Source organism: Rhodococcus sp. MSC1_016 (assembly GCF_023667485.2).
Taxonomy (GTDB): Bacteria; Actinomycetota; Actinomycetes; order Mycobacteriales; family Mycobacteriaceae; genus Rhodococcus_F; species Rhodococcus_F oxybenzonivorans.
Genome location: NZ_JAMOZI020000001.1, coordinates 1855005 through 1876667, shown reverse-complemented (window position 1 = coordinate 1876667; position 21663 = coordinate 1855005). Strand labels below are relative to the sequence as shown.

At 65.5% G+C, this 21663-nt stretch carries 26 protein-coding genes and 1 pseudogene; 10 read left to right on the top strand and 17 right to left on the bottom strand.

Features of this window, described 5'->3' with window-relative positions; translation table 11 throughout:
* Window positions 1-782: 782 nt before the first annotated feature.
* On the bottom strand, window positions 783-1361 hold the full coding sequence (locus tag L1080_RS08810) for a hypothetical protein (RefSeq protein WP_250763628.1): 579 nt from the start codon (window positions 1359-1361) through the stop codon (window positions 783-785).
* A complete protein-coding gene (locus L1080_RS08805) occupies window positions 1358-1930 on the bottom strand; it encodes a hypothetical protein (RefSeq protein ID WP_250763631.1) in 573 nt (190 codons plus the stop codon). Before L1080_RS08805 ends, L1080_RS08810 begins: the two co-directional genes overlap by 4 nt.
* A gap of 499 nt (window positions 1931-2429) precedes the next feature.
* On the opposite strand from L1080_RS08805, the pseudogene L1080_RS08800 reads away from it, so the two are divergent.
* Window positions 2430-2537, top strand: a pseudogene (locus tag L1080_RS08800) (ATP-binding protein); the annotation flags it as partial.
* 132 nt (window positions 2538-2669) lie between these two features.
* Here the strand turns inward: L1080_RS08800 and L1080_RS08795 are convergent.
* Together L1080_RS08795 and L1080_RS08790 are read right to left on the bottom strand one after the other, a co-directional pair.
* Window positions 2670-2927: a VWA domain-containing protein gene (locus tag L1080_RS08795; protein WP_250765161.1), complete on the bottom strand. Its 258-nt coding sequence runs from the start codon at window positions 2925-2927 to the stop codon at window positions 2670-2672.
* Window positions 2928-3438: 511 nt separating this feature from the next.
* The gene (locus L1080_RS08790; protein ID WP_109330492.1) at window positions 3439-3642 is read right to left on the bottom strand and encodes a cold-shock protein; all 204 of its coding nucleotides are present in this window, start codon (window positions 3640-3642) and stop codon (window positions 3439-3441) included.
* Between the two features lie 226 nt (window positions 3643-3868).
* Here L1080_RS08790 and L1080_RS08785 point away from each other — a divergent pair, with 226 nt between their 5' ends.
* Window positions 3869-4393, top strand: a complete 525-nt coding sequence (locus tag L1080_RS08785; RefSeq protein ID WP_159926507.1) for a hypothetical protein — start codon at window positions 3869-3871, stop codon at window positions 4391-4393.
* Between the two features lie 46 nt (window positions 4394-4439).
* Here L1080_RS08785 and L1080_RS08780 read toward each other — a convergent pair whose 3' ends face one another.
* The 6 genes from L1080_RS08780 to L1080_RS08755 form a co-directional block, all read right to left on the bottom strand.
* Window positions 4440-4727, bottom strand: a complete 288-nt coding sequence (locus L1080_RS08780) for a hypothetical protein (protein ID WP_236603311.1) — start codon at window positions 4725-4727, stop codon at window positions 4440-4442.
* 162 nt (window positions 4728-4889) lie between these two features.
* A complete protein-coding gene (locus tag L1080_RS08775) occupies window positions 4890-5030 on the bottom strand; it encodes a hypothetical protein (RefSeq protein ID WP_201453476.1) in 141 nt (46 codons plus the stop codon).
* Between the two features lie 483 nt (window positions 5031-5513).
* Window positions 5514-5846 (bottom strand): rhodanese-like domain-containing protein, encoded by a 333-nt coding sequence (locus tag L1080_RS08770; protein ID WP_250763634.1) that lies wholly within the window; start codon window positions 5844-5846, stop codon window positions 5514-5516.
* Complete coding sequence (locus L1080_RS08765) at window positions 5843-6109, bottom strand: hypothetical protein (protein WP_250763637.1); 267 nt, start codon at window positions 6107-6109, stop codon at window positions 5843-5845. The genes L1080_RS08770 and L1080_RS08765 overlap by 4 nt, the downstream gene beginning before the upstream one ends.
* Window positions 6106-6558: a hypothetical protein gene (locus tag L1080_RS08760; protein WP_250763640.1), complete on the bottom strand. Its 453-nt coding sequence runs from the start codon at window positions 6556-6558 to the stop codon at window positions 6106-6108. Before L1080_RS08760 ends, L1080_RS08765 begins: the two co-directional genes overlap by 4 nt.
* Before the next feature lie 34 nt (window positions 6559-6592).
* A complete protein-coding gene (locus L1080_RS08755; protein ID WP_250763643.1) occupies window positions 6593-7012 on the bottom strand; it encodes a MarR family winged helix-turn-helix transcriptional regulator in 420 nt (139 codons plus the stop codon).
* Window positions 7013-7115: 103 nt separating this feature from the next.
* Here L1080_RS08755 and L1080_RS08750 point away from each other — a divergent pair, with 103 nt between their 5' ends.
* The 3 genes from L1080_RS08750 to L1080_RS08740 all read left to right on the top strand — a co-directional run bounded on the left by L1080_RS08750 (window position 7116) and on the right by L1080_RS08740 (window position 9312).
* On the top strand, window positions 7116-7904 hold the full coding sequence (locus L1080_RS08750) for an SDR family oxidoreductase (RefSeq protein ID WP_250763646.1): 789 nt from the start codon (window positions 7116-7118) through the stop codon (window positions 7902-7904).
* 147 nt (window positions 7905-8051) lie between these two features.
* On the top strand, window positions 8052-8339 hold the full coding sequence (locus L1080_RS08745) for a YiaA/YiaB family inner membrane protein (RefSeq protein ID WP_213571830.1): 288 nt from the start codon (window positions 8052-8054) through the stop codon (window positions 8337-8339).
* A 61-nt stretch (window positions 8340-8400) separates the two neighbouring features.
* Window positions 8401-9312: a DUF5995 family protein gene (locus L1080_RS08740; RefSeq protein ID WP_250763649.1), complete on the top strand. Its 912-nt coding sequence runs from the start codon at window positions 8401-8403 to the stop codon at window positions 9310-9312.
* 15 nt (window positions 9313-9327) lie between these two features.
* Here L1080_RS08740 and L1080_RS08735 read toward each other — a convergent pair whose 3' ends face one another.
* From L1080_RS08735 to L1080_RS08720, 4 genes are read right to left on the bottom strand one after another with little or no spacing between them, the layout of a single operon-like run.
* Window positions 9328-11310 (bottom strand): 5-oxoprolinase/urea amidolyase family protein, encoded by a 1983-nt coding sequence (locus L1080_RS08735; protein WP_250763652.1) that lies wholly within the window; start codon window positions 11308-11310, stop codon window positions 9328-9330.
* The gene (locus L1080_RS08730) at window positions 11307-11963 is read right to left on the bottom strand and encodes an urea amidolyase associated protein UAAP2 (protein WP_109330528.1); all 657 of its coding nucleotides are present in this window, start codon (window positions 11961-11963) and stop codon (window positions 11307-11309) included. Before L1080_RS08730 ends, L1080_RS08735 begins: the two co-directional genes overlap by 4 nt.
* Window positions 11960-12805, bottom strand: coding sequence for an urea amidolyase associated protein UAAP1 (locus tag L1080_RS08725; protein WP_159926489.1), 846 nt, complete (start codon window positions 12803-12805; stop codon window positions 11960-11962). Before L1080_RS08725 ends, L1080_RS08730 begins: the two co-directional genes overlap by 4 nt.
* Window position 12806: 1 nt before the next feature.
* Window positions 12807-14354, bottom strand: a complete 1548-nt coding sequence (locus tag L1080_RS08720; protein ID WP_250764969.1) for an amino acid permease — start codon at window positions 14352-14354, stop codon at window positions 12807-12809.
* A 221-nt stretch (window positions 14355-14575) separates the two neighbouring features.
* Between L1080_RS08720 and L1080_RS08715 the strand changes: the two genes are divergently transcribed.
* Genes L1080_RS08715 through L1080_RS08705 form a run of 3 tightly spaced genes read left to right on the top strand, consistent with a single transcriptional unit; the run spans window position 14576 to window position 17079 of the window.
* Entirely contained in the window at window positions 14576-15304 is a 729-nt protein-coding gene (locus L1080_RS08715) for a TetR/AcrR family transcriptional regulator (protein WP_250763655.1), read from the top strand.
* 39 nt (window positions 15305-15343) lie between these two features.
* Window positions 15344-15673, top strand: coding sequence for a type VII secretion target (locus L1080_RS08710; protein ID WP_250763658.1), 330 nt, complete (start codon window positions 15344-15346; stop codon window positions 15671-15673).
* Window positions 15670-17079, top strand: coding sequence for a hypothetical protein (locus tag L1080_RS08705; protein ID WP_250763661.1), 1410 nt, complete (start codon window positions 15670-15672; stop codon window positions 17077-17079). Before L1080_RS08710 ends, L1080_RS08705 begins: the two co-directional genes overlap by 4 nt.
* A 45-nt stretch (window positions 17080-17124) precedes the next feature.
* On the opposite strand, the gene L1080_RS08700 is transcribed toward L1080_RS08705, so the two are convergent.
* Genes L1080_RS08700 through L1080_RS08690 form a run of 3 tightly spaced genes read right to left on the bottom strand, consistent with a single transcriptional unit; the run spans window position 17125 to window position 19714 of the window.
* A complete protein-coding gene (locus L1080_RS08700) occupies window positions 17125-17784 on the bottom strand; it encodes a hypothetical protein (protein ID WP_250763664.1) in 660 nt (219 codons plus the stop codon).
* On the bottom strand, window positions 17747-19018 hold the full coding sequence (gene hisS, locus L1080_RS08695; RefSeq protein ID WP_250763666.1) for a histidine--tRNA ligase: 1272 nt from the start codon (window positions 19016-19018) through the stop codon (window positions 17747-17749). Before hisS ends, L1080_RS08700 begins: the two co-directional genes overlap by 38 nt.
* Window positions 19019-19033: 15 nt before the next feature.
* Complete coding sequence (locus L1080_RS08690; RefSeq protein ID WP_201453475.1) at window positions 19034-19714, bottom strand: MBL fold metallo-hydrolase; 681 nt, start codon at window positions 19712-19714, stop codon at window positions 19034-19036.
* Between the two features lie 178 nt (window positions 19715-19892).
* On the opposite strand from L1080_RS08690, the gene L1080_RS08685 reads away from it, so the two are divergent.
* Window positions 19893-20768 carry a peptidylprolyl isomerase gene (locus L1080_RS08685; RefSeq protein WP_159926475.1) on the top strand — a complete coding sequence of 292 codons (876 nt, stop codon included), beginning with the start codon at window positions 19893-19895 and terminating at the stop codon, window positions 20766-20768.
* Window positions 20769-20793: 25 nt separating this feature from the next.
* Complete coding sequence (locus L1080_RS08680; RefSeq protein ID WP_159926473.1) at window positions 20794-21585, top strand: peptidylprolyl isomerase; 792 nt, start codon at window positions 20794-20796, stop codon at window positions 21583-21585.
* The last annotated feature ends 78 nt before the right edge of the window (window positions 21586-21663 follow it).

Here is a 21663-nt window from a genome sequence, read left to right as displayed (position 1 = left end):
ATCGGACAGTCGTACCCTCGACGCGGCGTGAGCGACAGTCTCCATGTGACGCGGTTTGGCCGGATTTCAGAGCGGGTTCCACCATCGGACGAAGTTGTTCCACTCGAGGATCAACGGCCATACGCCCTCCTCGAGTGGATTCGCCAAGAAGAGGTCCGGTAACAGTCCGATCATCACCGACTCCTCTAGAACTGATTCCACCAGGTCGCGAACGAGTTCCACCACGTCCACGGCCACAACGTCACGTTCCCGATGCCTGCAGGAAGGTCGAACACAACACCAATCATGACTACACCTTTCGGGATAACTTCCCGACCGTGCTGTGTATCGGCGCCGCGGCCCTCAGCGCTACACCGGCGACAATTCGCCACAAGGGGCAGAGGCAGCAACCACCCACGCGACCGGGTGTCGTTCGTTCAGGGTGTTGACCTGTGGCGACGACCCTGATGTAAGCATTGGTCGTGAAAGCCGCACCGCCCGCAGGCGTACAGGGTCGCGGTTGACGGCCTGCCACACTCGGATCCACTCCACGAGGTGGGTCGCGCGCACTGCTTCGCTATCGGCATCAGCCCGTCGAGGACGGTGTGCGGGCGATTCGGGTTCGCGTTACAGCAATCCTGTCGGGGTCGCCCGATACCCCCGCGCCGACCACCGGTCTCGCTCCCCGGTGCTCGACGAACTTCGAACGTGTCATATCGTGCCCCGATGAGAACGCCAACACTGCGACGGGATGGAGTGGTTCCGGGGTAACTCCGCAGCCCATTGTCCTGGCTCTGTCCTCCTCAGAGTGCGAGCAGCCGCTGGAAAAACTCGCGGTACCGCTTAAGCGCGAGACGAAGATCCTCCGTCGAGCCCTCTTCGCCCCGAGCCCACTGCTCCTCGAGCCGGGAACGGGCCTCCGAGAATCCGGTGGTGATCCGATCGACGACGTCCGACACGAGACCATCGGCCTTGTGAACACACTCTCTGGGATCATCGACGAAGCCCGACTGAACCTCGTCCCAACGCGAGCGGAGGACCGACAACTCGTCCTCACCAAAAAGTGTCTGATCAGACGCTGATTCGGTCTCCTCGGCGGACGGTTGGGCTTTCTCCGTCGAGCGGACGGGCTCCTCAGTCGACCGCTGGTCCCCAACCGGATAACTAGAGGTGTCAGTGGACCGCTGCTCCTCGACCGGAGAACCAGAGGCGCCCGTGGACCGCTGGGTGCTCTCGGCTGCAGGGCCGGGAGCCTCGGTCGACGATTCGGTTGTTTCGGTCCGCCGTGCGGCTCCCTCACCCGACGTGCCGGGCGCCGTCGTCGGTGATTCCACCCGCCCGGTCGGGCTGGCGCTTTCGGGTTGCTGATCTGGGGTGGTCATGCGCGCGTCTCCTTCGGCTTGTCTTTGTTCTCATCCGTCTCGAGCAACTGCTCGAATAGCGCCCGATAGTGCACGAACGCCTCACGCTGATCCTCGGTACCGACGTCGCCCTGCTCCTGCGCCAGATAAATGCTGTGTGCCCTTCGGTAGTTCTCGACGACCTTCGGGTGATCCACCGAAATGTCGGCCGCCCGCTGATCGAAGTCGTCGATCGGGTAACCACGCTCGCGCATGACCTGGATCACGAGCCGGTCTGCGGCCCCGACCGCACCGGACGGATTGTCGACGAACTCGATCTGCACCGTCCGCCACGAGTCGGCGTACTTCGCACGCGCCTCGGGCGGCAACGAGACGATATCGAGCTTCTCCCGCTTTCGTTCGCGCGCGGCGAGCTCGTCCTCCGCGGCATCGAGGTTGCCGACCTCTCCCACAGTCCGCTCGTACTCGGGACCAAAGCGTCCCCTCAGCCGTTCCGTCCGCTGACCGCTGCTGACCGAGCGGGCAACGATGACCGCCACCACGGCAATCACGACGATAACCGCGATCAAGATCCATCCCCAAACAGGCATTCCTCAGACCTCCTCGTCCCTCGAACGGGAATACCCGCGCGGCTTGTTCGGAAACGCAATTGCGCTGAGTCGGTCGTCGTAAGGCACACGGCGGAGGTCGACTATCGACGTTGACGTCGAACGTGGAGATGCTCGGAATCCGCCGCGGGAGTCGGTATCACCTAAGGGTCGAGGAGCCGCCACCGACCCTGCGGCCGTGGCCCGCCGGGCCCGTGCAGGGTCGTGGTCTCACGCCGTGGTTCCGACGTATCAACAACAATGCGGCTTCGGCTGGGGGTCAGCGGGCTTTGCCGGTGATGATCTACACGAGGTCGTCGCGGCAACGAGGCGGCGGCTTCGTCCCGATCGACTAGCCAGCGCAACACCAGCCCATTCATCCACGTGAGGATGAACCTGGACCTGTTCGGCCGAGGTGGTGACCGAGGCGACCCCGGCTCGGCTCGCGCACAGGTCGAGGAACGCGACGGTTTCAGCGTCCATGGTGCGGTACTGCCGCTGCGCGATCTCACCCGTCGATCGGCTCCTGCACCACGCCCACGTCATCGTGACCAAGGGCAATTCACACCGCCTCCCCGACGCCCTCACCGGCAAAGGAGTGCACCCACTCGACAGACGACGCCGGACCAACGGCACCGGTCACCACCGGTCTTTACGACTACACATCCGGATTGTTGATGTCCACAGATCCGGAGAGCTCATGTCCGCCGGCCCAGGCACCCTCGTGTCCGTTGACAGCGCTTCATCCTGGGCGGTCAGACCAGTGCCGCAGGTGCGGGCCCGGGACCTCGTCTTCCGGGTCCGAGAGTTGCCGAATCCCACAGCTAGACTTGCCGATTCCGATGAACTGCCAGAACGCCGGAAACGCCGACACTGTCCGCATCAAGGCGGTGATCTGCGCTCGCGCGTTGAATCCGCCGTCGGTAAAGAACGTGTAGACGCGGCCGGCCAGGGTCGCGGCGATCGCTTCCCGGGTGAACGCGGTGAGTTCACGCAGCATCCTCGCCGGCAGGTGACAGAGGAGGGTCGGCTCGCTCGCGCGCAGGTCCGGGGGCTCGCGGAGGAAGAAGGAGATCGGGGTTGCGGTGAACCGGCACAGCGCCAGGAACTGCTCCCACGTCGGGTGATGCCCAGCTCCCAGTGATCGACGTCGGGTTCTTTTGTCCCGCAGTCGATATCTATCTTCGGTCCTTCGAGCCCGTTCATGTCGACGGCGGCGGTAGCGCGGTTATCACCTGCGTGCCGGACCGCAGTTCGGCGACGTCGTGCACGACGGCCCGCGCGCGCTCGACATCGGCAGAACCTGCCGCGATCGGACACGGCCGAGGACGCACTCGCCGTCCGAGACGGGCTCAGGGGCCGGTCATCGACCGGCTACCCTTGTCAGTCTTTCTGTGCGGCGCGGCGCGATGGGTCAGACCAAGCTCACTGCAGGAGAATCTTGTGAAGACCGGGGGGTACACGCCCAGGACGGGGCCACATCCGAGTGGATGCGGCCCCGTGGAGGTTTGTCAGACTCCCCGCACGCTCTGGGCCTGCGGACCCTTCTGCCCCTGGCCGACCTCGAACTCGACACGCTGGTTCTCGTCGAGCGACTTGTAGCCGCTGCCCTGAATCTCGGAGAAGTGGACGAAAAGATCAGCTCCGCCATCGTCCGGCGTGATGAATCCGAAGCCCTTTTCACCGTTGAACCACTTCACAACGCCCTGTGCCATGCTTCGTCTCCCTGCAGCAAAGTGCGAGCCGGGACCTCACAGCGAAGCCCCGATCTCATGCATGATCCTGCCAGCATCGGGCACCGTTCACCGGCACGGTGCCACCGAGGACGTCATTACATCGTTCACTGCGGTCACTCGTCCAAGAGACGGGCAGTGAGTTCCGGCATCAGGTGGACGTCAGGCTGCCGGAAGGGGGCTGGCGGGTTCAGGTATGTTTCCGCACATGAGAGCCGCATCGTGGTTGAGCGTGGCGACCGGGGTGCTGTCCGGCGCCGCCGTTGCCGCAGCGTGGCGGAGGGCATACCTTGCCGATCAGGCAAGGCTCGACGCCGAAGCCGAGCGGGACGCGGCATTAGCGCAAGTTGCCGAAATAAGGCGGACTGCCGTGCGGCAGGTATGCCCACGTCCGCAGAACGTCGACTTCCACGTACAACGCATCCGGGGAGCGGTCGACCGGTTCCGGCTTCGGAATGTCGGGGGCGGCACGGTCACGGACGTGCGATTCGTCATCGACCCCGCGGAGGAGCGGAACCGCCGCATTCCGACGCCACACTGGCTACAGGACGAGCCGGTGACCTTGCTGCCGAATCAATGGGCTGACTTCGGTGCGAGCGCTCTCACGCTCGTTGCCGGTTCCTGGCGAATAGTGTTTCCGGCGTTTGTCACCGTCCTCTGCGAAGAAGGCGGTACACCCTTGCGAATAAACCTGCCTACCGCCGGCGAGGCCGAAGACGACTCAATCAGCTGACCACTCGATTCGGCTTTCCGACAGACTGGCGTGGTCGATGCCGCCGTCACCCGACACAGACCAGCACACCCACGACCGCCACTGCAACCAGCGAAGCGCCGCCGCAGATCAACCACGCCCGCGTCGCCAGTTGCCGCCACCGCTCGCACCGCTCGTCCACGTCTACGTCCGAGCCGCTCAGATTCGGATCGGACGCTCGGGACGTCGAGAGGCGGCGAACCTTCGCGTCCGCTCGCGCCGCCACACCGAACGCGACGGGCACCATCAACAGTGCAGCCACCAGTAGAGCCACCATCGCACCCATGCCCGTCCCGAACACTGCCGTTCCTCTCATACCAACAGGCACCGTCACAGGTACCGCGCATTGATCACAGGCCAGGCGGTACCCACAGGCACAACCACGCCGCCGCCGTCAGCTCCATCGCTGCACGGCCACCGCCCCGCGTCTTACTTCGCGACGCCAGGCATCGGCGGGAGACCATGAAGCGCCGCGGGACTACACGCCGGGCATCGGGAACTTCCACACCGCCACCACAATCACGCCCATGATGAGTGCGGCGTAAAGAACGGTGCCAACCACACCGACCCGCAAAGTATTCAGCAGATTCGAGCCCAGGTTCTCGGTGATTCGTGCCATGACATCTCTTCCTCACGTGCAAATATTCTCGACTGCCACATCGACGGTGGCGTACGGCCTACCAGCTACCTTGGACCGTCTTCGACACCTGCACATCGGCCGAACTACCTACACCCATACCCGAAATCAGGTCTGGAGGTTTGGGTCCCGGTATAGGTTGGCAACCCAACATCCCCGAACGCCAGGCTTCTCCGAAGAATTGAGCTGTGTTATACGTCACATGACGGGGGCCTCGAACCTGAGGTCAGTCGTTTCCCACACGTTCTCACGAATAGTCGACATCGCACCTACCGGTCGGTTACTGAGGTGCGCCGAAAATAGTGCAATGGCGTGGGTCACACTCTCTGGACTTCGGGGCGTCGGCTATCGAAAATCATTGTTGCGCTGCTCGTTACTACGTGCAGATTGTCCGTGTAGCGCCCCCGCCCGCTGATATACATCGTTGGCGGGGGCTGCGCTTGGCTGCGCCGCCACATCACACCCTCACCGGGCGATCAGGGGCCCGCCCGCAGTGCGCCAGTGGACGAGGCCGCCGCTCATGTTGACTGCGTCGAATCCGTTCTCCACCAACAGGTTCGCAGCGCCGGCCGAGCGGATTCCGCCCGTGCAGAAAGTGATGAGCAGGCGGTCGTCAGGGAACTCCAGGCACCAATCGAGTAATTCCTCCAGTGGCGCACGCACGGCGCCGGGGATGTGAACCCGATTCCACTCGAACCGGCGTCGGACGTCGACAACGAGCGCGCCATCTTCGACGAGGCGAACCGCCTGCGCGGCGCTGACCGCCGGCGGCCGGTACAGGTAATGTCGAAAACTCATGCGCTGCGAGCCTCCTGCCGCAGGTTGACCATCGTGAGGGGGCCGCTGAGCACGGGCACGAGCGCACCGACGCGGGTCCGGGTCGTCAGACCGCGACCGAGAAGTGCCGTGACAGCGACGGCCAGGTAGAGCGCACCGTGGATCGGACCGAGGATGCGAGCCACCGTGGCGTCGTGCACGGTGCCGAGGTTGATCAGCAACGCCAGGACACTGACGGTCTCGAGCGCCGAGAGCGCCGCAAGAATGCGCAGCAACCCGGTCATACGTAATCCGATCCGGGCCGCACGATCATGAGCACGACGACTACCACCCACAGCAGGTTGAACAGGCCGGTCACCATGCCGAGGCGCCGGAGGTGGTCTCCGTCGCCGGGTGCGGTGAGCGCATGTTGCTGCATTGGGGCGATCTGCAGGGCGAGTAGTCCACCGGCAAGGGCAGTGAGCACCATCGCGACCACCACCCAGACCTCGCTCGTGCGGCCTTGCACGGATGCGAGGACCAGGCCGACGAGGGGGACTGCGAGCGCCAGGACCCCATAGCGGGTGATCCGGTGCAGCACACGGGCGGCGTGGATGCTCCGCTCGACCTGCGTCGCACCACTTGCCGGGGCGGTCACCGGCGCGTATCGGGGGAACAGACTGGTGGTCACCGCGACCGGACCCACGAAGAGGATGCCCGCCACGACATGGACGGAAAGCAACAGCGATTCCATAACCTTCAGCCTAACTGAAGGTTGGTGATGGGGGTCAGTCGGTGGCCGACATCACCCGCAGCATGTGCACCCGCAGGACCTCGGTCAGCTCGGGATGCTGCGCGGCGAACTCCGCGTCGAGTCGGGCAACCACCTCGGCCGCCCGAGCCAGCAGTGATTCCCCCTTCGCCGTGACCCGCAGAGTGGACGCCGCCCCGGCATGCGCAGTCCCGTCGTCGACCAGCCCGGACACGACGAACGCCGCGACCGCCGTGTGAGCGCTCTGCACAGTGATGCGGGACCGCCGAGCGAGCTCGCTGAACGAGATACCCGGCGTTCCGCGAATGTGCCCCAACAACCCGTACCTCCGGGTGGTCAACCCGAGCGGCTTCAACCCCTCGGCGAACGCGGCATCCCACACTCGGCCCACCGTCAGCAGCGCGACCGTGGGACTGAAAGGAGGAAGCTCCGACATGGGAGAAGGCTACCCATCGAACTCGATCGCATTCCGCATGCTCCGTTTCACGCCACGTCGACGAGGTCTTACCGATAATCGCGGTAACGTCTATCCTGTCGAGATGCCCACTCCAACGGTCTTCATCACCGGCGCTGCAGCCGGGATCGGACGTTCCACTGCCCTCGAATTCTCCCGCGCCGGATACCTCGTCGGGGCCTACGACATCGACGCGACGGGCCTCGCCTCGTTGCAGGAGGCGATCACGTCGGCCGGTGGGCGCGTCGTCACGGGCGTTCTGGACGTCACCGACCCCGAGCAGTGGGAGAAGCGCCTGAGAGAGTTCGACGCCGAAGCGGGTGGTCGTCTCGATATCCTCGTCAACAATGCCGGCATTCTGGTCGCGGGCCGGTTCGAGGAAATTCCGCTGGAGGTACACAAGCGGCAGATCGACATCAACGTCAACGGTGTCGTCTACGGAACACACGCCGCCTTCCCCTACCTGAAGGCAACGCCGGGCGCACAGGTGATCAATCTGTGTTCCGCCTCGGCGATCTACGGTCAACCGGAACTCGCCACCTACGGTGCCACCAAGTTCGCCGTGCGCGGCATCACCGAGGCACTCGACCTCGAATGGGCCGAGTACGACATCTCGGTGAAGGCGATGTGGCCGTTGTTCGTCAACACCGCCATGACTGCAGGCGTATCCACGGGCACCACCAACTCGCTCGGTATCAAACTGAGCGCCGACGACGTGTCAGCGAGCATCTTCAAGGCGACTCGTCCCTCGAAGCGGCCGTACCACAAGGTGCATTTCCCGGTGGGCCTGCAATCGAAAGCGCTGTCGTTGGGGTCCCGCTTCTCCCCCGCGTGGCTCACTCGTGAGGTCAACCGCAGACTCAGCCACACCTAGAGTCGCATGCTCGGCGCCGGTTTCCGTTCGACGTGGGAGGTAATCCTCTGCCCGGCCGGAATCCGGCGCGACCACGCGGATCTACCCTACGGAAGTCGGGTAGTGCTACTCATGTTTCGCGCAGAGTCAACCGCCAAACTGGGTTGCATGACACCGACACCGACACCCAGAACGACGACCGCCTTCTTCGTTCAGGCGGGTATCGCCTTCGCCATCAGTTTCGCAGGATCGCTCATCGGAATCGCCTATCTGCCCATCGATCCGTGGCAGCGTGGCTTTCTCTGCATGACGTTGCTGTTCCTGGTGACGAGTACGTTCACGCTCGCCAAGGTGGTGCGTGATCATCAGGAGGCATCGACGGTACGCGTTCGCGTGGACGAGGCGCGGCTCGAGAAGTTGATTGCCGAACACGACCCGTTCAAGACGGTGGCCTGATCGCGCCGAGATGCCGTGCAGTCACCGCACAACACCGGCGGCGACTCGCTATGCTCCGGCGATGCACTCTGCGAGATCGTCGATCGCCGTACGCTCGGTCATTTCACTCTGCGCAGTGATCATCAGCGCGGGAGCCCTTCCCGCGCATGTTTCGGCGCAGCCGCCAAGTTCCGTGAGCACGGCATGTGGTGAGGCACTGACGAAGCCGGAGCTCGCGCGGATCATCGAACTCTCCGACCTGTCGACTCTCCCGGACACCCCGTCACTGGAACGCCTCGAGGACGAGGTGGCCCGTCACGCGGAGATCACCGCCGTTCTTGTGCGCCATCACGATCGGCGCGGACTGTTCTCCCTCGGACTCGACGCGGTGGAACACTCTGCGGTGATGCCTCTGCAGCGCGACCCCACTGCGTTCGCGGATCGCCGGTGGGCACCTGCGATCAGTTCGGATCTGCTGCGCCGGTATCTCCGCAACCTGCATGCCGAGTTCACGGGCACCGCCGTCGAGCCACAGTGGGAGCGGTACTTCTCGCTGTCGAAGCAGTGCTCGCTGAGTCCCGCCCGTGTCGCGATGGTGGGGTACAACGCGCACATCACGATAGATCTGGCACGGGCAGTTGCGTCTTCCGGCACCGCCGCCGATGACATTCCCGACTACTACGAGATCGTCGATTCCATTGCTCGCGACGGCGACACCATCGTCTCCCGTACCAAAGAAATCTACGGTGCCGATCTCGGGCCTCTGTGGCGGTTCTACTTCGTCGGCGAGGGTCTCGATCGCCTGGCCGGATCCGATGTTCCCTCGGATCTTCTCCTACGCGCTGCGGACAGTGGTTACAACACTGTCACTCTCGCCAATGGCTTCGCACTGCAGTCACCCAACTCGGCGCCGGTCGCTGAGGCGGAGATGGCGGCGCTGGCACAGGCAACCGACGCCGCGCTGGAAGTCCTGTCCGATTTCGGTGGGCTCTGACGGGTATCGCCCTCCTCACCCCACTGTCGTGAATTCCCCCGCCGCGGACCATCTCTGCCGTTCGGCGGCGAAGGCGACGGTCTGCCCGGCGCGGAATTCGCTGATCGAATCGGCGTGCGCGCTGAGAAACCGCTCATGATCGGCGAGCGAAAATGTGCCGTCGGTGATGTCGATGCCACCCCCGCGCCCTGCTGCGACGTCGGACCGCAGATCCATCAGTTCCTCCGGTTCCACGGGATACCAGGAGATCCGGTCGAAGAAGCGAAGCAACCATGGAGTTCCGTCCTCGAACGGACCGGACTTCTCGGGGTGGCGGTGGTTCCACACTTGGGTCGTGCGGCCGACGAACTGGTATCCCCCGGGTCCTTCCATTCCGTAGATGCACAGGTACGCCCCGCCGATCCCGACCGCGTTCTCGGGGGTCCAGGTACGTGCCGGGTTGTACTTCGTCGTCACGAGCCGATGACGTGGGTCGAGGGGTGTTGCCACGGGCGCGCCGAGGTAGACATCGCCGAGACCGAGCACCATGTATTCGGCGCCGAACACGGTGTCGAATACGTCGTCGACACTGCTTAGACCGTTCATGCGGCGGATGAATTCGATGTTCCACGGGCACCAGGGGGCGTCGGCGCGAACTCCGTGCATGTACCGCTGGATTGCTTCCCGCGTCGAGGGGTCGTCCCAGGACAGCGGCATCCGAACGGACCGACTCGGAACGACGAGCTCGTTCGCCGCGGGCAATGCGTCCTCCGCGTCACCGAGCAATCCCATGAGCTTGGGAATGGGCAACACATCCGGATCGACCCGGACTTGCAGAGAACGGATCCCCGGGGTGAGGTCCAGAAGGCCGGCCGGCTTCTCGATCTCGAGCCGCTGATGCAGTGCGTGGGCCCGGGCCCGAAGAGCAAGATCCAGGGTCATGTCACCGTATTCGACCAGGACATTGTCGTCGCCGGATCGACGGTAGGTGACGGCGGTGTCACCGTCGCGGCGGGCGATCACGCCGTCGTCGCCGTCACCCGCGGTGGAGAAGACGGAGGAGTGCGCAGCGCGACGGGCAGGACCGAGCGCGCGGGTCGACGCCGTCCTATTTGCTTTGATGGGTACGAATCGCACCGTGTCGCCCGGGGCCAGCTGGCCGAGCTTCCATCGTTCCGCCACGACCACGGTGACCGGGCAGACGAAACCCCCGAGGCTCGGTCCGTCGGGTCCCAACAGGATCGGGGTGTCCCCGGTGAAGTCGAGTGCGCCGACGGAATACGCGTTGTCGTGAATGTTGGACGGGTGCAGTCCCGCCTCGCCGCCGTCGGTCCGGGCCCAGTCGGGTTTCGGACCGATCAGCCGCACCCCTGTGCGGTCCGAATTGAAATGCACCTCGTAATCGGTTCGGTACAACGTGTTGATGTCGGACCGAGTGAAGAATTCGGGAGCGCCGTGTGGCCCTTCGGTGACCGCGATCTCCCAGCGTCGGCACATCGCCGGAACATATTCGGCGGGAACGCCCTTCACGGACCCGTTCGCGTCACCGATTGCGAGGATGTCACCCGGTCGCAGGGTCCGGCCCTGGTGACCGCCGAACTTGCCGAGGGTGAACGTCGAGGCGCTCCCGAGGTAGTCCTCGACCTCGAGACCGCCCTGCACCAGCACGTAGATCCGCAGTCCGGGACCGGACACGGTACCGACGTCGAGAACTCCCCCAGCCGGTACGTGTATGGGGCGCCATTGCGCCGCCAGGTCACCGTCGACGGTGACCGGTGCCGGTGCACCCGTCACACACACCACCGTGTCCTTGTCGAACTGCAGGGCGGGACCTGCCATGGCGCACTCGAGTCCGGCGGCGCCCTCGTCGTTTCCGAGCGCACTGTTGCCGAGCCGGAAGGACAGATCGTCCATGGGGCCCGACGGCGGAACTCCGATGTGCCAGTAGCCGGTCCGGCCCGGAAAGTCCTGCACCGTGGTGAGCATGCCCGGCCGCTGCACGGTGATTTTGCCGGTCATCGCCGGACTCCCGTCGGGCGTGTCACGATCATGCGCACCGGTGTCGGATCGAAACCGTTGCACGGATTGTTGATCTGCGGGCAATTGGACACCAGTACCAGAACATCTCGTTCCGCGCGCAAAGCGAGCCGCTTGCCGGGGGCCGAGAGGCCGTCGACGATCCCCAGTGTCCCGTCCGCCTCGACGGGGACGTTCATGAAAAAGTTGATGTTCGACACGAGGTCGCGCTTGGCTATCCCCCACTTGGAACCCTCGGCGAGAAAGTTCTCCACGCACGCGTGCTGGTGTTTGGTGTGGTGGCCGTAGCGCAGCGTGTTCGATTCTTGCGAACAGGCTCCACCGACGGTGTCGTGGGAGCCGACTTCGTCCGCCACGAGGGTCATCAAGGCGTCGTGGTCGTCGGATCTCAGGACACTTCCGGTGGTGAGGAAGAGATTGCGCTGTGCAGACACGGTCGCGGCCGCCGAGTACCGCTGCCGGTGGTCGTCTGCGGCGTAGACAAGGGTGTCCACGGCCTGATTGCCGTACAGGTCGACGATGGTGAGGACGTCGCCGGCCTCGACGACGGCGGACCACGGCCCGCGGGCGCCGACTTCTTCGTCCAGGACGACCGTACCCGGTACCAGGGCGGCGGTGTCGATGCTGGTGGTCATGCCTGCTCCTGCCCCTGCGACTGCGCGGCAGCCCAGATGTCTTCAGTGTTGAGGAATGCCCGCCGGTATTCCGGCTCGGCTGCTGCGGGTACTTCGAAGCGTCCGCCCGACCACGCGAGTATCTCGAGCGCGGTCGTGTCGAAGGTCGGCGACGGGTCCAGCGGGTGAGCGGTGTTCGCGATCAGGACGACGAGTGGGAGATGCAGAACCAGCTCGACTACTGCGCCCGGTCCCGCCGAACCGATGCTGTTCAGGGAGCCGTCCGCGCCGACTCGTACTCCGTGGAACAACGACAGTGACGGTGGCAGATCACGTCGTTCGAGCCCGTGTTTCGCCGCGGCCACCGTGAAGAGTTCGCGGCCTGCCGGTGACGGTGAATGCAACGAACCGTCACCGTATTTCGCAGCGTTGGACGCGAGCGACGTAGTGCCGCACAGTGCGTCGTGGTGTCCGGACGTGTCGGCGACGACGGTGGCGAGCAACCTGCCTTGATCCGACAGCAGCGGATGTCCTTCACCGATATACGCCTGCCACGGCACTTTGACCGTGTCGGCGACGTTCAACCGCTCCCACGGCGCGTCTGCGCGGAACAGCAGAAGGTGTGCGCAGGCCAACCCCTCCACATCTCGCAGCCGCACACGTGTTCCGCGTTCGAGAACCTTGCTGGTGTAACGGCCGCCTGGAACCGTCTCGGCCCACGTCAGGGCCGCCGGGTCGACATCGGCGGGGGGCGCCGGCCACGCCGATGCCGGGACCACGGGCATCGATCCGGTGACCGCGCCCGCCTGGGCGCGCGCGTGTTCTTTCGCGGCAGTGGTGGTCGAGGTATCCGCTGAGGTCATGTCAGGCTCCGATCGTGACGGGGTTGGGGGTGCTGCGGCCGCGCGGGAAGCACAGAATTCCGAGTGCGATCACAGCGGCGACGGTGACGGGTGCGGCCCACCGCAGAAGCGGGTAGGCACCGCTCGGGTCGAAGACCTCGGCTCGCGGCCACGAGAGGTTCACCACCATGAGGGCGCCGTAGCCGACAGCCAGAATGTTCACGGGTAGGCCGAGTCGTCCCAGCGAGAATAAACTCCGGCCGTCCGCGTCCACCTGCGGGCCACCGTGCGGCCAGCCCTTCAGGCGGCGGACCAGGAGGGGCACCGTGACCATCAGATACGCGAGGTAGATCAGGATGATGCAGACACTCGACAAGGTGGCGAATATTGCGGAGTTTCCGACGTTCACCGCGAGGATCGCGATGCAGACGACACCGATGAGGACGGACGGGGCGATGGGAGTTCCTGTGCGCGCGTTCACCTTCGAGAGCACCTGCGAGGCGGGCAACCGACCGTCGCGGGCCATGGAAAACACCAACCTCGACGCCGCGGTCTGAATGGCGAGTGTGCAGACGAACACGGCGACCGCGACATCGGCCAGAAGCAATGTGCCCCAAGGCGAACTGAGAATCGACGACAACACGTACGGCAGACCCTCCGCGGCGAGGCGTCCGTCGGTCAAGCTCGGAGCCGCCATCAGCGCGCCGATGATCATCAGGCCACCACCGAGCGCCGAGACAGACAGCGCCAGCCGGATCGTGCGCGGGGCCACCCGCCGCGGGTTCCGCGTCTCCTCCGCGAGCTCGCCCGCCGAACCGAACCCGACCATCACGTAGGCGGCCATGAGGCCGGACACGATCCACGCCCAGCCGTAACCGGGGTCGGTGCCCGCCGCACCCGTGTCGAATACGACCTGCGGTCCCCGCTGCGCGTGCGTGAGGAACATACCGACCACAGCGACGACTCCGACGATCTCGCACGTGACACCGATGTTGTTGATGCGCGACATCCAGTTCACACCGATGCAGTTGATAAAGGTGGTGAGTACCAGCAGGACCGATCCGAGCAGGACCGCGTTGGCGGCACCGCTGGCGGACGTCAACGTGCTGTCTTCGCCGATGATCTGGAATCCGCTCCACACGTTCGGAAGCACCACTTGCAGTGCGATCGCCGCGGCCGAGGCCGTAACCATCTGCGCCAGGATCATGAACCAGCCGGCGAACCAGCCCACCACCTCCCCGCCCATCCGGCGCGACCACTGGTAGATGGCACCGGAGATGGGATACCGAGCAGCCAATTCGGCGAAGTTGAGCGCCACCATGAACTGACCGACGAATACCACCGGCCACGTCCAGAAGAACGCCGGTCCGGCGAATCCGAAACCGAGACCGAACAATTGGAAGATCGTCGTGAGGATCGACACGAAGGAGAAACCGGCCGCGAACGAAGCGAACTTCCCCAGTTTCCGGTGCAGTTGCTGCTCGTAGCCGAATTTACCGAGGTCGCCGGAGTCGTCGATTCTCCCGGCCCCGGTCGGAACAGGAGGTGCAAGTACCGGTGCGGACGGCACTTGCGCAGTCCTCGTAGGTGTACTCAAGGGCCTTCTCCTTCGGCGAGAGCAATATCTGTCGATCGATAGTTTTCTCTCGCGCCCGACCGGATGGGTGACGCGGACGTATACAGATCGGCCCCCGCCGTAACAGGATCGTTGCGAACGTTTCGAAGGTATGACGAAAAGCTCACGGCGGGTGTCCACGGTGGCGTGGAAAACCGACCTGACATCATGAGTAGGTGAGCACCGGGCCGGGACGACCGCGACTGACCAGTCAACGCAGGCCGGGTCGGACGACGCCCGAGGAGATACTCGACGCCGCCGGAGAGCTGTTCACCACCAAGGGCTTTGCTGCCACCTCCACGCGCGAGATCGCCGACATGGTGGGCATAAGACAGGCATCGCTTTATCACCACTTCGCCAACAAGGAGGAGATCCTGGTGGCGCTCCTCGAGGAAACAGTGTCGCCCGCGCTCGCCGCCGCCCGAGTCCTCGAGAAGATCGATGCGCCTGCCGTCGTACGCCTGCACGCACTCGCCACCTACGACGTCACCCAGCTCACCGGCACGCGCTGGAATCTCGGAGCCCTCTACCTCCTGCCCGAGCTACGCACCGAACGCTTCGCCCCGTTCCGGGCCCAACGTACTCTTCTGCGCTCGCACTATCAGCATTGCGCCGAACAGGCGCTCACCGAGATCACGGCCGGCGACACCGAATCAGCACCCGGCCTCACCGATCTCCCTTTTCGCATCGTCGAGAGCGCTATCGCCACCCGGGCGGACGTCGAAAGCGGAGCGGTACCGACACCCGAGAACACCGATGCCGCTGCCCTCCTCGCCGACGCCTGCTTGCGCGCACTCGGATGGTCGCAGCCACTCGACGAAATCCGAACGCAGTCGCGGATTCTCCTCGACCACACGACAGGTGGCACCTCCCGCGACCTTCCGCCGCCGGCGTCGGATCTGTGAGATAAAGTCTGGCGAACGCTTACTACCTGGGGGGTTATCTTGAGCGATGTCTTCGTCGTCACAGACGGCATTCGGCGTTACGGTGCGACGGCGGCGCAGGCCGCGGAGCAGATCAGTAGTGCTGCAGCGATCGACCTCGGTGCCGACCTCGCCGCGCTGGCGCCGGTGTTCGGTCCGATCGGAGCCGACTTCCTCGCGTCCTTCGCGGTGGCGCAGGGCAACCACGCCAAGTCGGTCGCCGAACTCGCATCCCACTACGCTCACACCGCTGTCACGTCCGGGGCCACCGCAGACTCCTACGATTCCGTCGACGACGCCAACGGCGGCGCCCTCGGAGACATCAGCGGAACCATCGGAGACCTCGCGTGACGTCTCCCGAGCCCGCCGGCGACATCGCGCACCCGTCGATCTTGGATCTGCTGCAAGGTTCCGCGTTCGGTGCGGCGGTGAACACGCCTCTGCCGAGCACGCCGCTCGAGGCGCTGCAAAGTTCGCCGCTCGGCCCGCTACTCGACACCCCGATCGGCGTGCCGTCGCTGCCCGAACTCCCACCGCTGCCTGCTCTTCCGCCGTTGCCGCCCAATCCGGTGGAGGCCCTCCTCCAGGGACAAGGCCTGCCCGGACTGCCGGGAATCGACGAGTTGTTCAAGCCACTCACCGACCTTGCGGGTGCCTTCGGTACCGGGACGTTCGGCTCCGTCGATCCGACATCGGTGCTCGACATGTCCTCCGGACTGATCGACCAGGCCATGTCGCTGAGCATGTCAGGACTGAAGGCGCTCGATCAGATCTGGCAGAGCCAGGCGGCGCAGGCCGCGCAGGTCCAGGGACAGCAGGCTCAGGTGAGCGGCGCAGAACTGAGCGAGCGCGGCACGCAGATTTCCGGGACCACCCAGACCGCCGCTGCTTCGGTGGCCCGTGGCAACGCAAATCTGATGACCATCTCCGAATCATTCGCGTCCACCGCGGTCGCTGCAGCACCGATGGTGATGACGCCGCCCGGGCAGGCGATGCTTCTCGCGTCGGCCGCCGAACACATCAAGGCCGCGATCGGAGTGGTCACGCAGACACGAACCGAGCTGAACGAGCAGACCCTCACCATGAACGGCCTCGCGGCACCGGTGCCCGTGCCGCCGCCGCCGCCGCCCGGACCGTCCGCCGCAGCGGCGACATCACCGTTTGCTGTCGCGAGCACTGTGCTCGAGAGCGTCGGTGCCCCGATGGTCTCCACAGTCACCGACAGCCTCGATCAACTCGTCTCGGCCACGACGCAAGCCGCGAGTGTGTCGCCCAGTGACGTGTCCGCCGACTCCGTCGCGGCCAGGTCCGGCTCGCCCGCGCCGGCCGGTGCAGCGCACGGTGTCCCCGGCTCGGTGGGCATCGCAGGTGGTACCGGAATCGGCATGTACGGCGCCGGCGGCGGAACAGCTTCTGGGAGCGTCGCTTCCGTGCCGCGCGCACCGGTGGCCGGTTTCGTTCCGCCAGGCGCTGCCGGTGTGGCGACTCCGGCTGCCACGGGCACGGCAGGAGCACTCGGCACGTCGACAACGACCGGAGTGGGAACAGCCGGCGGGCCGGTGGGCGCGATGGGCGGCGGCGCAGGAATGGCGGGGGCTGGTCGCGGGGGCGACGAACAGCTCAGCGGCCGAACCACACCCGGCTACCTCGTGAACGCGGGCGACAGCAACGCCTTCGTCGGCGACCTCCCAATGGTGGCTCCGGCCGTCATCGGCGGCGAAGAACTCGACGACGGCCAGATCGACGCCAGGAACTGACAGCCGCAGGTGGGGAGGAGGCACTGCCGCCCCACCTGGGTCTGTCTACTCGACGAGCGCTGCTACTTCGTGATCGGTGAGCGTGGTCATCGGGACTCGTCCGGCTGCACGTACCAACTCCACCGCCCGGAACAACGGGCGCTCGGTCAGCGCGGCGTCGCGCGCCTCGGCACGTAACTGCTCGATGAGCACCGAGGCGATCGCTGCGGCCGCCACCAGTTCGCTCGTGGTCAGTGCGTCGGCCAGCTTCCGCAGCCCCAGCACGTCCAGTTCACGGCCGCCGTCAGTGGTGTACAACGCCAACGGCACCGCGAGAACGCCGTCGGAATCGGTGATGCGGACACTGACTTCGCTGACCCGAGCCGAGCGCACCACCACCTCGGCCGCCACCGCCTTCGTGACATCGACGTGACGGGTTCGCACACCCCCGGTCGAAAAAATGACACCGCGTTCCAGCACGACCTTGCGGCGCAGGGTGACGAGCGCCGACAGGGCGGTAGGGACGGCGATCACACCACCCACCACCACGGCCAGCCACAACGGAGTGAAGAAGCTCAGCACGGCACCGACGACCGCGCCGATCAGTACGGCGATCATCGCGACCCGCCTGAGGCGCGGCGCAATCAGCTCGATGGGGACGAGGTCGAGTGACACCGGCGGATCGTGCTCAGGCGCCAAGGATCGCTCCGACGTGCGCGACGACATCGGTCGCCGAGATCGATTCCTGGTCACCGGTGGCCAAAGTCTTGATCCCGATGGTGCCCTCGGCGATGTCACGGTCACCCAGCACGAGTGCGAGTGCGGCACCGGAACGGTCCGCGGCCTTCATCGCGCCCTTCACGCCACGGTTGCCGTAGGCGAGATCGACCCGAATGCCCTGCGCGCGCAACTGCTGGGCGATCACCACCAGCTTCGCCTTCGCCTCGTCACCCAGCGGAACCCCGAAAACCTCGCAACGGGCGGTCGACCCCGCCGTCTTGCCCTCCGCAGCCAGCGCCAGGACGGTGCGGTCGACGCCGAGCCCGAAACCGATGCCGGACAACGGCTGACCGCCGAGTTGCGCCATCAAGCCGTCGTAGCGTCCGCCGCCGCCGATGCCCGACTGCGCGCCGAGACCGTCGTGCACGAACTCGAACGTGGTCTTCGTGTAGTAGTCGAGGCCGCGAACCATCCGCGGGTTGATGACATGCGGCACGCCCAATGCGTCGAGGTGGGCAAGGACCTCGTCGAAATGCGCCTTCGCGGTATCCGAGAGGTGGTCGAGCATGAGCGGCGCATCCGCGGTCATCTCCCGCACCTCCTTGCGCTTGTCATCGAGAACTCGCAGTGGATTGATCTCGGCGCGGCGACGCGTCTCCTCGTCGAGAGGAAGGCGGAAGAGAAACTCCTGCAGGCGTTCCCGGTACTGGGGCCGGCAGGTGTCGTCACCGAGTGACGTGATCTCCAGCCGGAACCCCTCGAGCCCGAGACCCCGGAACCCGGCGTCGGCAACTGCGATGACCTCGGCGTCCAGGGCCGGGTCGTCGACACCGATGGCCTCGACCCCGACCTGCTGCAGCTGTCGGTAACGTCCCGCCTGGGGACGCTCGTAGCGGAAGAACGGACCGGCATAGCTCAACTTGACCGGCAACTGGCCCCGGTCGAGACCGTGCTCGATCACAGCGCGCATCACGCCCGCGGTCCCCTCGGGGCGCAGGGTCACCGATCGATCACCCCGGTCCGCGAAGGTGTACATCTCCTTGCTGACGACGTCCGTCGATTCACCGACACCTCGCGCGAACAGTCCGGTGTCCTCGAAGATGGGAAGCTCGATGTGGCCGTAGCCGGCCAGTCGCGCAGCGCGGGTGAGCCCGTCGCGGACCGCGACGAATTCGGCGGACTGCGGCGGGACGTAGTCGGGAACGCCCTTGGGGGCGGAGAAGGTGCTGGCTTTACTCACTGTCGCTACTTTTCCTTACTTCGAGCCCGGGAGTCCAACGAGGAACGGGTTGGATGTGCGCTCGGCCCCGATGGAACTCGATCCGCCGTGCCCGGGCAGCACCGCCGTGTCGTCGGCGAGGACCAGAAGCTTGTCGGCGATCGACTGCAACAACTGTTCGTGGTTGCCACCGGGCAGGTCACTGCGCCCGATCGATCCCTGGAAGAGGGTGTCCCCGGTGAGGGCGAGCTCGACCCCACCGGTCTCCTGCTCGACCCGGGTCCGGAAGACCACGGAACCCTGTGTGTGCCCCGGAGTGTGATCGACGACGAACGAGATGCCCGCCTGCTCGATGTGATCGCCGTCCGACAGTTCGATCACCTCGCTCGGCTCCACGAAATCCATCCCCTCGATGAACGGTTTCATCGTCGGCCCGATGCCCCGTCCGGGGTCGGACAACATGTACCGGTCCCCGGGATGGATGTACGCGGGGATGCCGAACTTGTCGCACACCTCGTGCGCGTTCCAGACATGGTCCAGGTGACCGTGTGTGAGCAGCACCGCCGTCGGTGTGAGATTCGACTGGGCGAGAAAGTCGATCAGCGGGCCGGCAGCATCCTGACCGGGGTCGACGACGACGCACTCGCGGGCATCGTCCTGGGCGAGGATGTAGCAGTTGGTCTGGAACATCCCGGCCGGAAATCCTGTGACGAGCACGCGCGACGCTCCTGTTCGAGTGATCATTGCAGTCGCTACAGCCTAAGCTGCCGCCCCGCCAGCTCGTTCTCAGGTTCGGATGGCACACTCTGGAGGTCGTGTGCCGGGGGTAGATCACACCGACCAACTGCTATATCGACCGACTGCCAGAGAAGACCGATACGGGAGGACCACCGCAGTGCCGAGCAACGAGCAGCGCCGGGAAGCAGCGAAACGAAAGCTCGAGCGTCAACTCGAGCGCCGCGCGAACAGAGCACGCAAGCGCAAGCAGCTGACCATTGCCGGTTCGGTGCTCGGTGTAGTGCTCGTCGTGGCGGCCGGCGCGGTCGTTTTCGCCCTCACCAGCGGTGACGACGACACGACCGAAGCCTCCGCCGACTCGGTGTCCGCCTCGCCCCAGTCGCCCGGTGTCATGCCCGCAGGACGCGCCGAGCCGCTCCCCGAGAAGGTGTCGTGCACCTACACCCCGGACGGTCAGCCGCCGGCCAGACAGGTGAACCCGCCGCGCACCGAGGACATCGACACCACGGTCAGCGACGTCAGCGTCAGCGTGGAGACCACCCAGGGCAATATCGGACTGACGCTGGACAACGCCGACTCCCCCTGCACGGTCAACAACTTCCTCAGCCTCGCGAGCCAGAACTACTTCGACAACACGCCGTGCCACCGGCTCGTCACCTCCGAAGGCCTCAAGGTGCTGCAGTGTGGTGACCCGACCGGTTCCGGTACCGGTGGACCCGGTTACGGCTTCACGAACGAATTCCCCACCGACCAGTACCCCGCCGACGATCCGTCGCTGCAGGTTCCCGTCACGTACCCGCGCGGAACCATCGCGATGGCCAACAGCGGCCAGCCCGGCAGCAACGGCAGCCAGTTCTTCCTCGTCTACGCCGATTCCCAGCTGCCTCCGCAGTACACCGCTTTCGGAACCATCGACGAGACCGGCCTCGCCACCATCGAGAAGGTCGCGGCCGCCGGTGACGATGCCTCGATGCAGGCGGGCGGCGGCAAGCCGAACCTGCCGATCGACATCAAGTCCGTCCGGATGGACTGAGGCCGCCACATGTGAGGATGGACCGATGAAACGCACCTCGATTCTCGTCGCAGGCGTGGGCCTCGCGGTCCTCCTCGCCGGTTGTTCGGACTCGTCCGACTCGGGCGGTTCGGCAACCGGCACCTCGAAGGCATCCCCCACGAGCGCCGCGGCGCAGTCGCTCGACCTCTCTCGATTCGGCACGTTGCCACCGGTCCCCGCACCCGCCGCGCCAACCGTCGACTGCTCGTACCCGGCGGGTCGACCACCCGCCAAGGACGTCACCGCCCCGTCCGCCACCGGTGTGTCCACCGCAGGCACCGTCGCGGTGAACCTCACCACCAGCGCCGGCCCCATCGGTCTGACCCTCGATCGGGCCGAGGCACCGTGCACGGTGAACAGCTTCGTGAGCCTCGCCGAGCAGGGATACTTCGACGACACCCCGTGCCATCGCCTGACGACGGAACAAGGGTTGCAGGTCCTGCAATGTGGTGATCCGAGCGGCGTCGGCACCGGCGGTCCCGGCTACGGGTTCGACACCGAATATCCCGAAACAGCGTTCGCGGGCAACGATCCGGCGCTGGCCGAGCCGGTGGTCTACCCCCGCGGCACTGTCGCGATGGCGAACAGCGGACAGCCGGGTAGCAACGGCAGCCAGTTCTTCCTCGTCTACGCCGACTCGGTGCTCCCGCCCAATTACACCGTGTTCGGTTCGATCTCCGAGGAGGGCCTCGCAACGGTCGAGAAGGTGGCGGCCGACGGCGACGACGGCTCCATGTCCGCGGGCGGCGGCAAGCCGAACACCCCGGTTCAGATCGAGACCGCGAAGGTCGGCTGACCGCCCGACTTTCCGGCGCCCGGTCCCGTACCCCGTCATGCACGAACGGGACGTTCGTTCGGTCTAACCGAACGAACG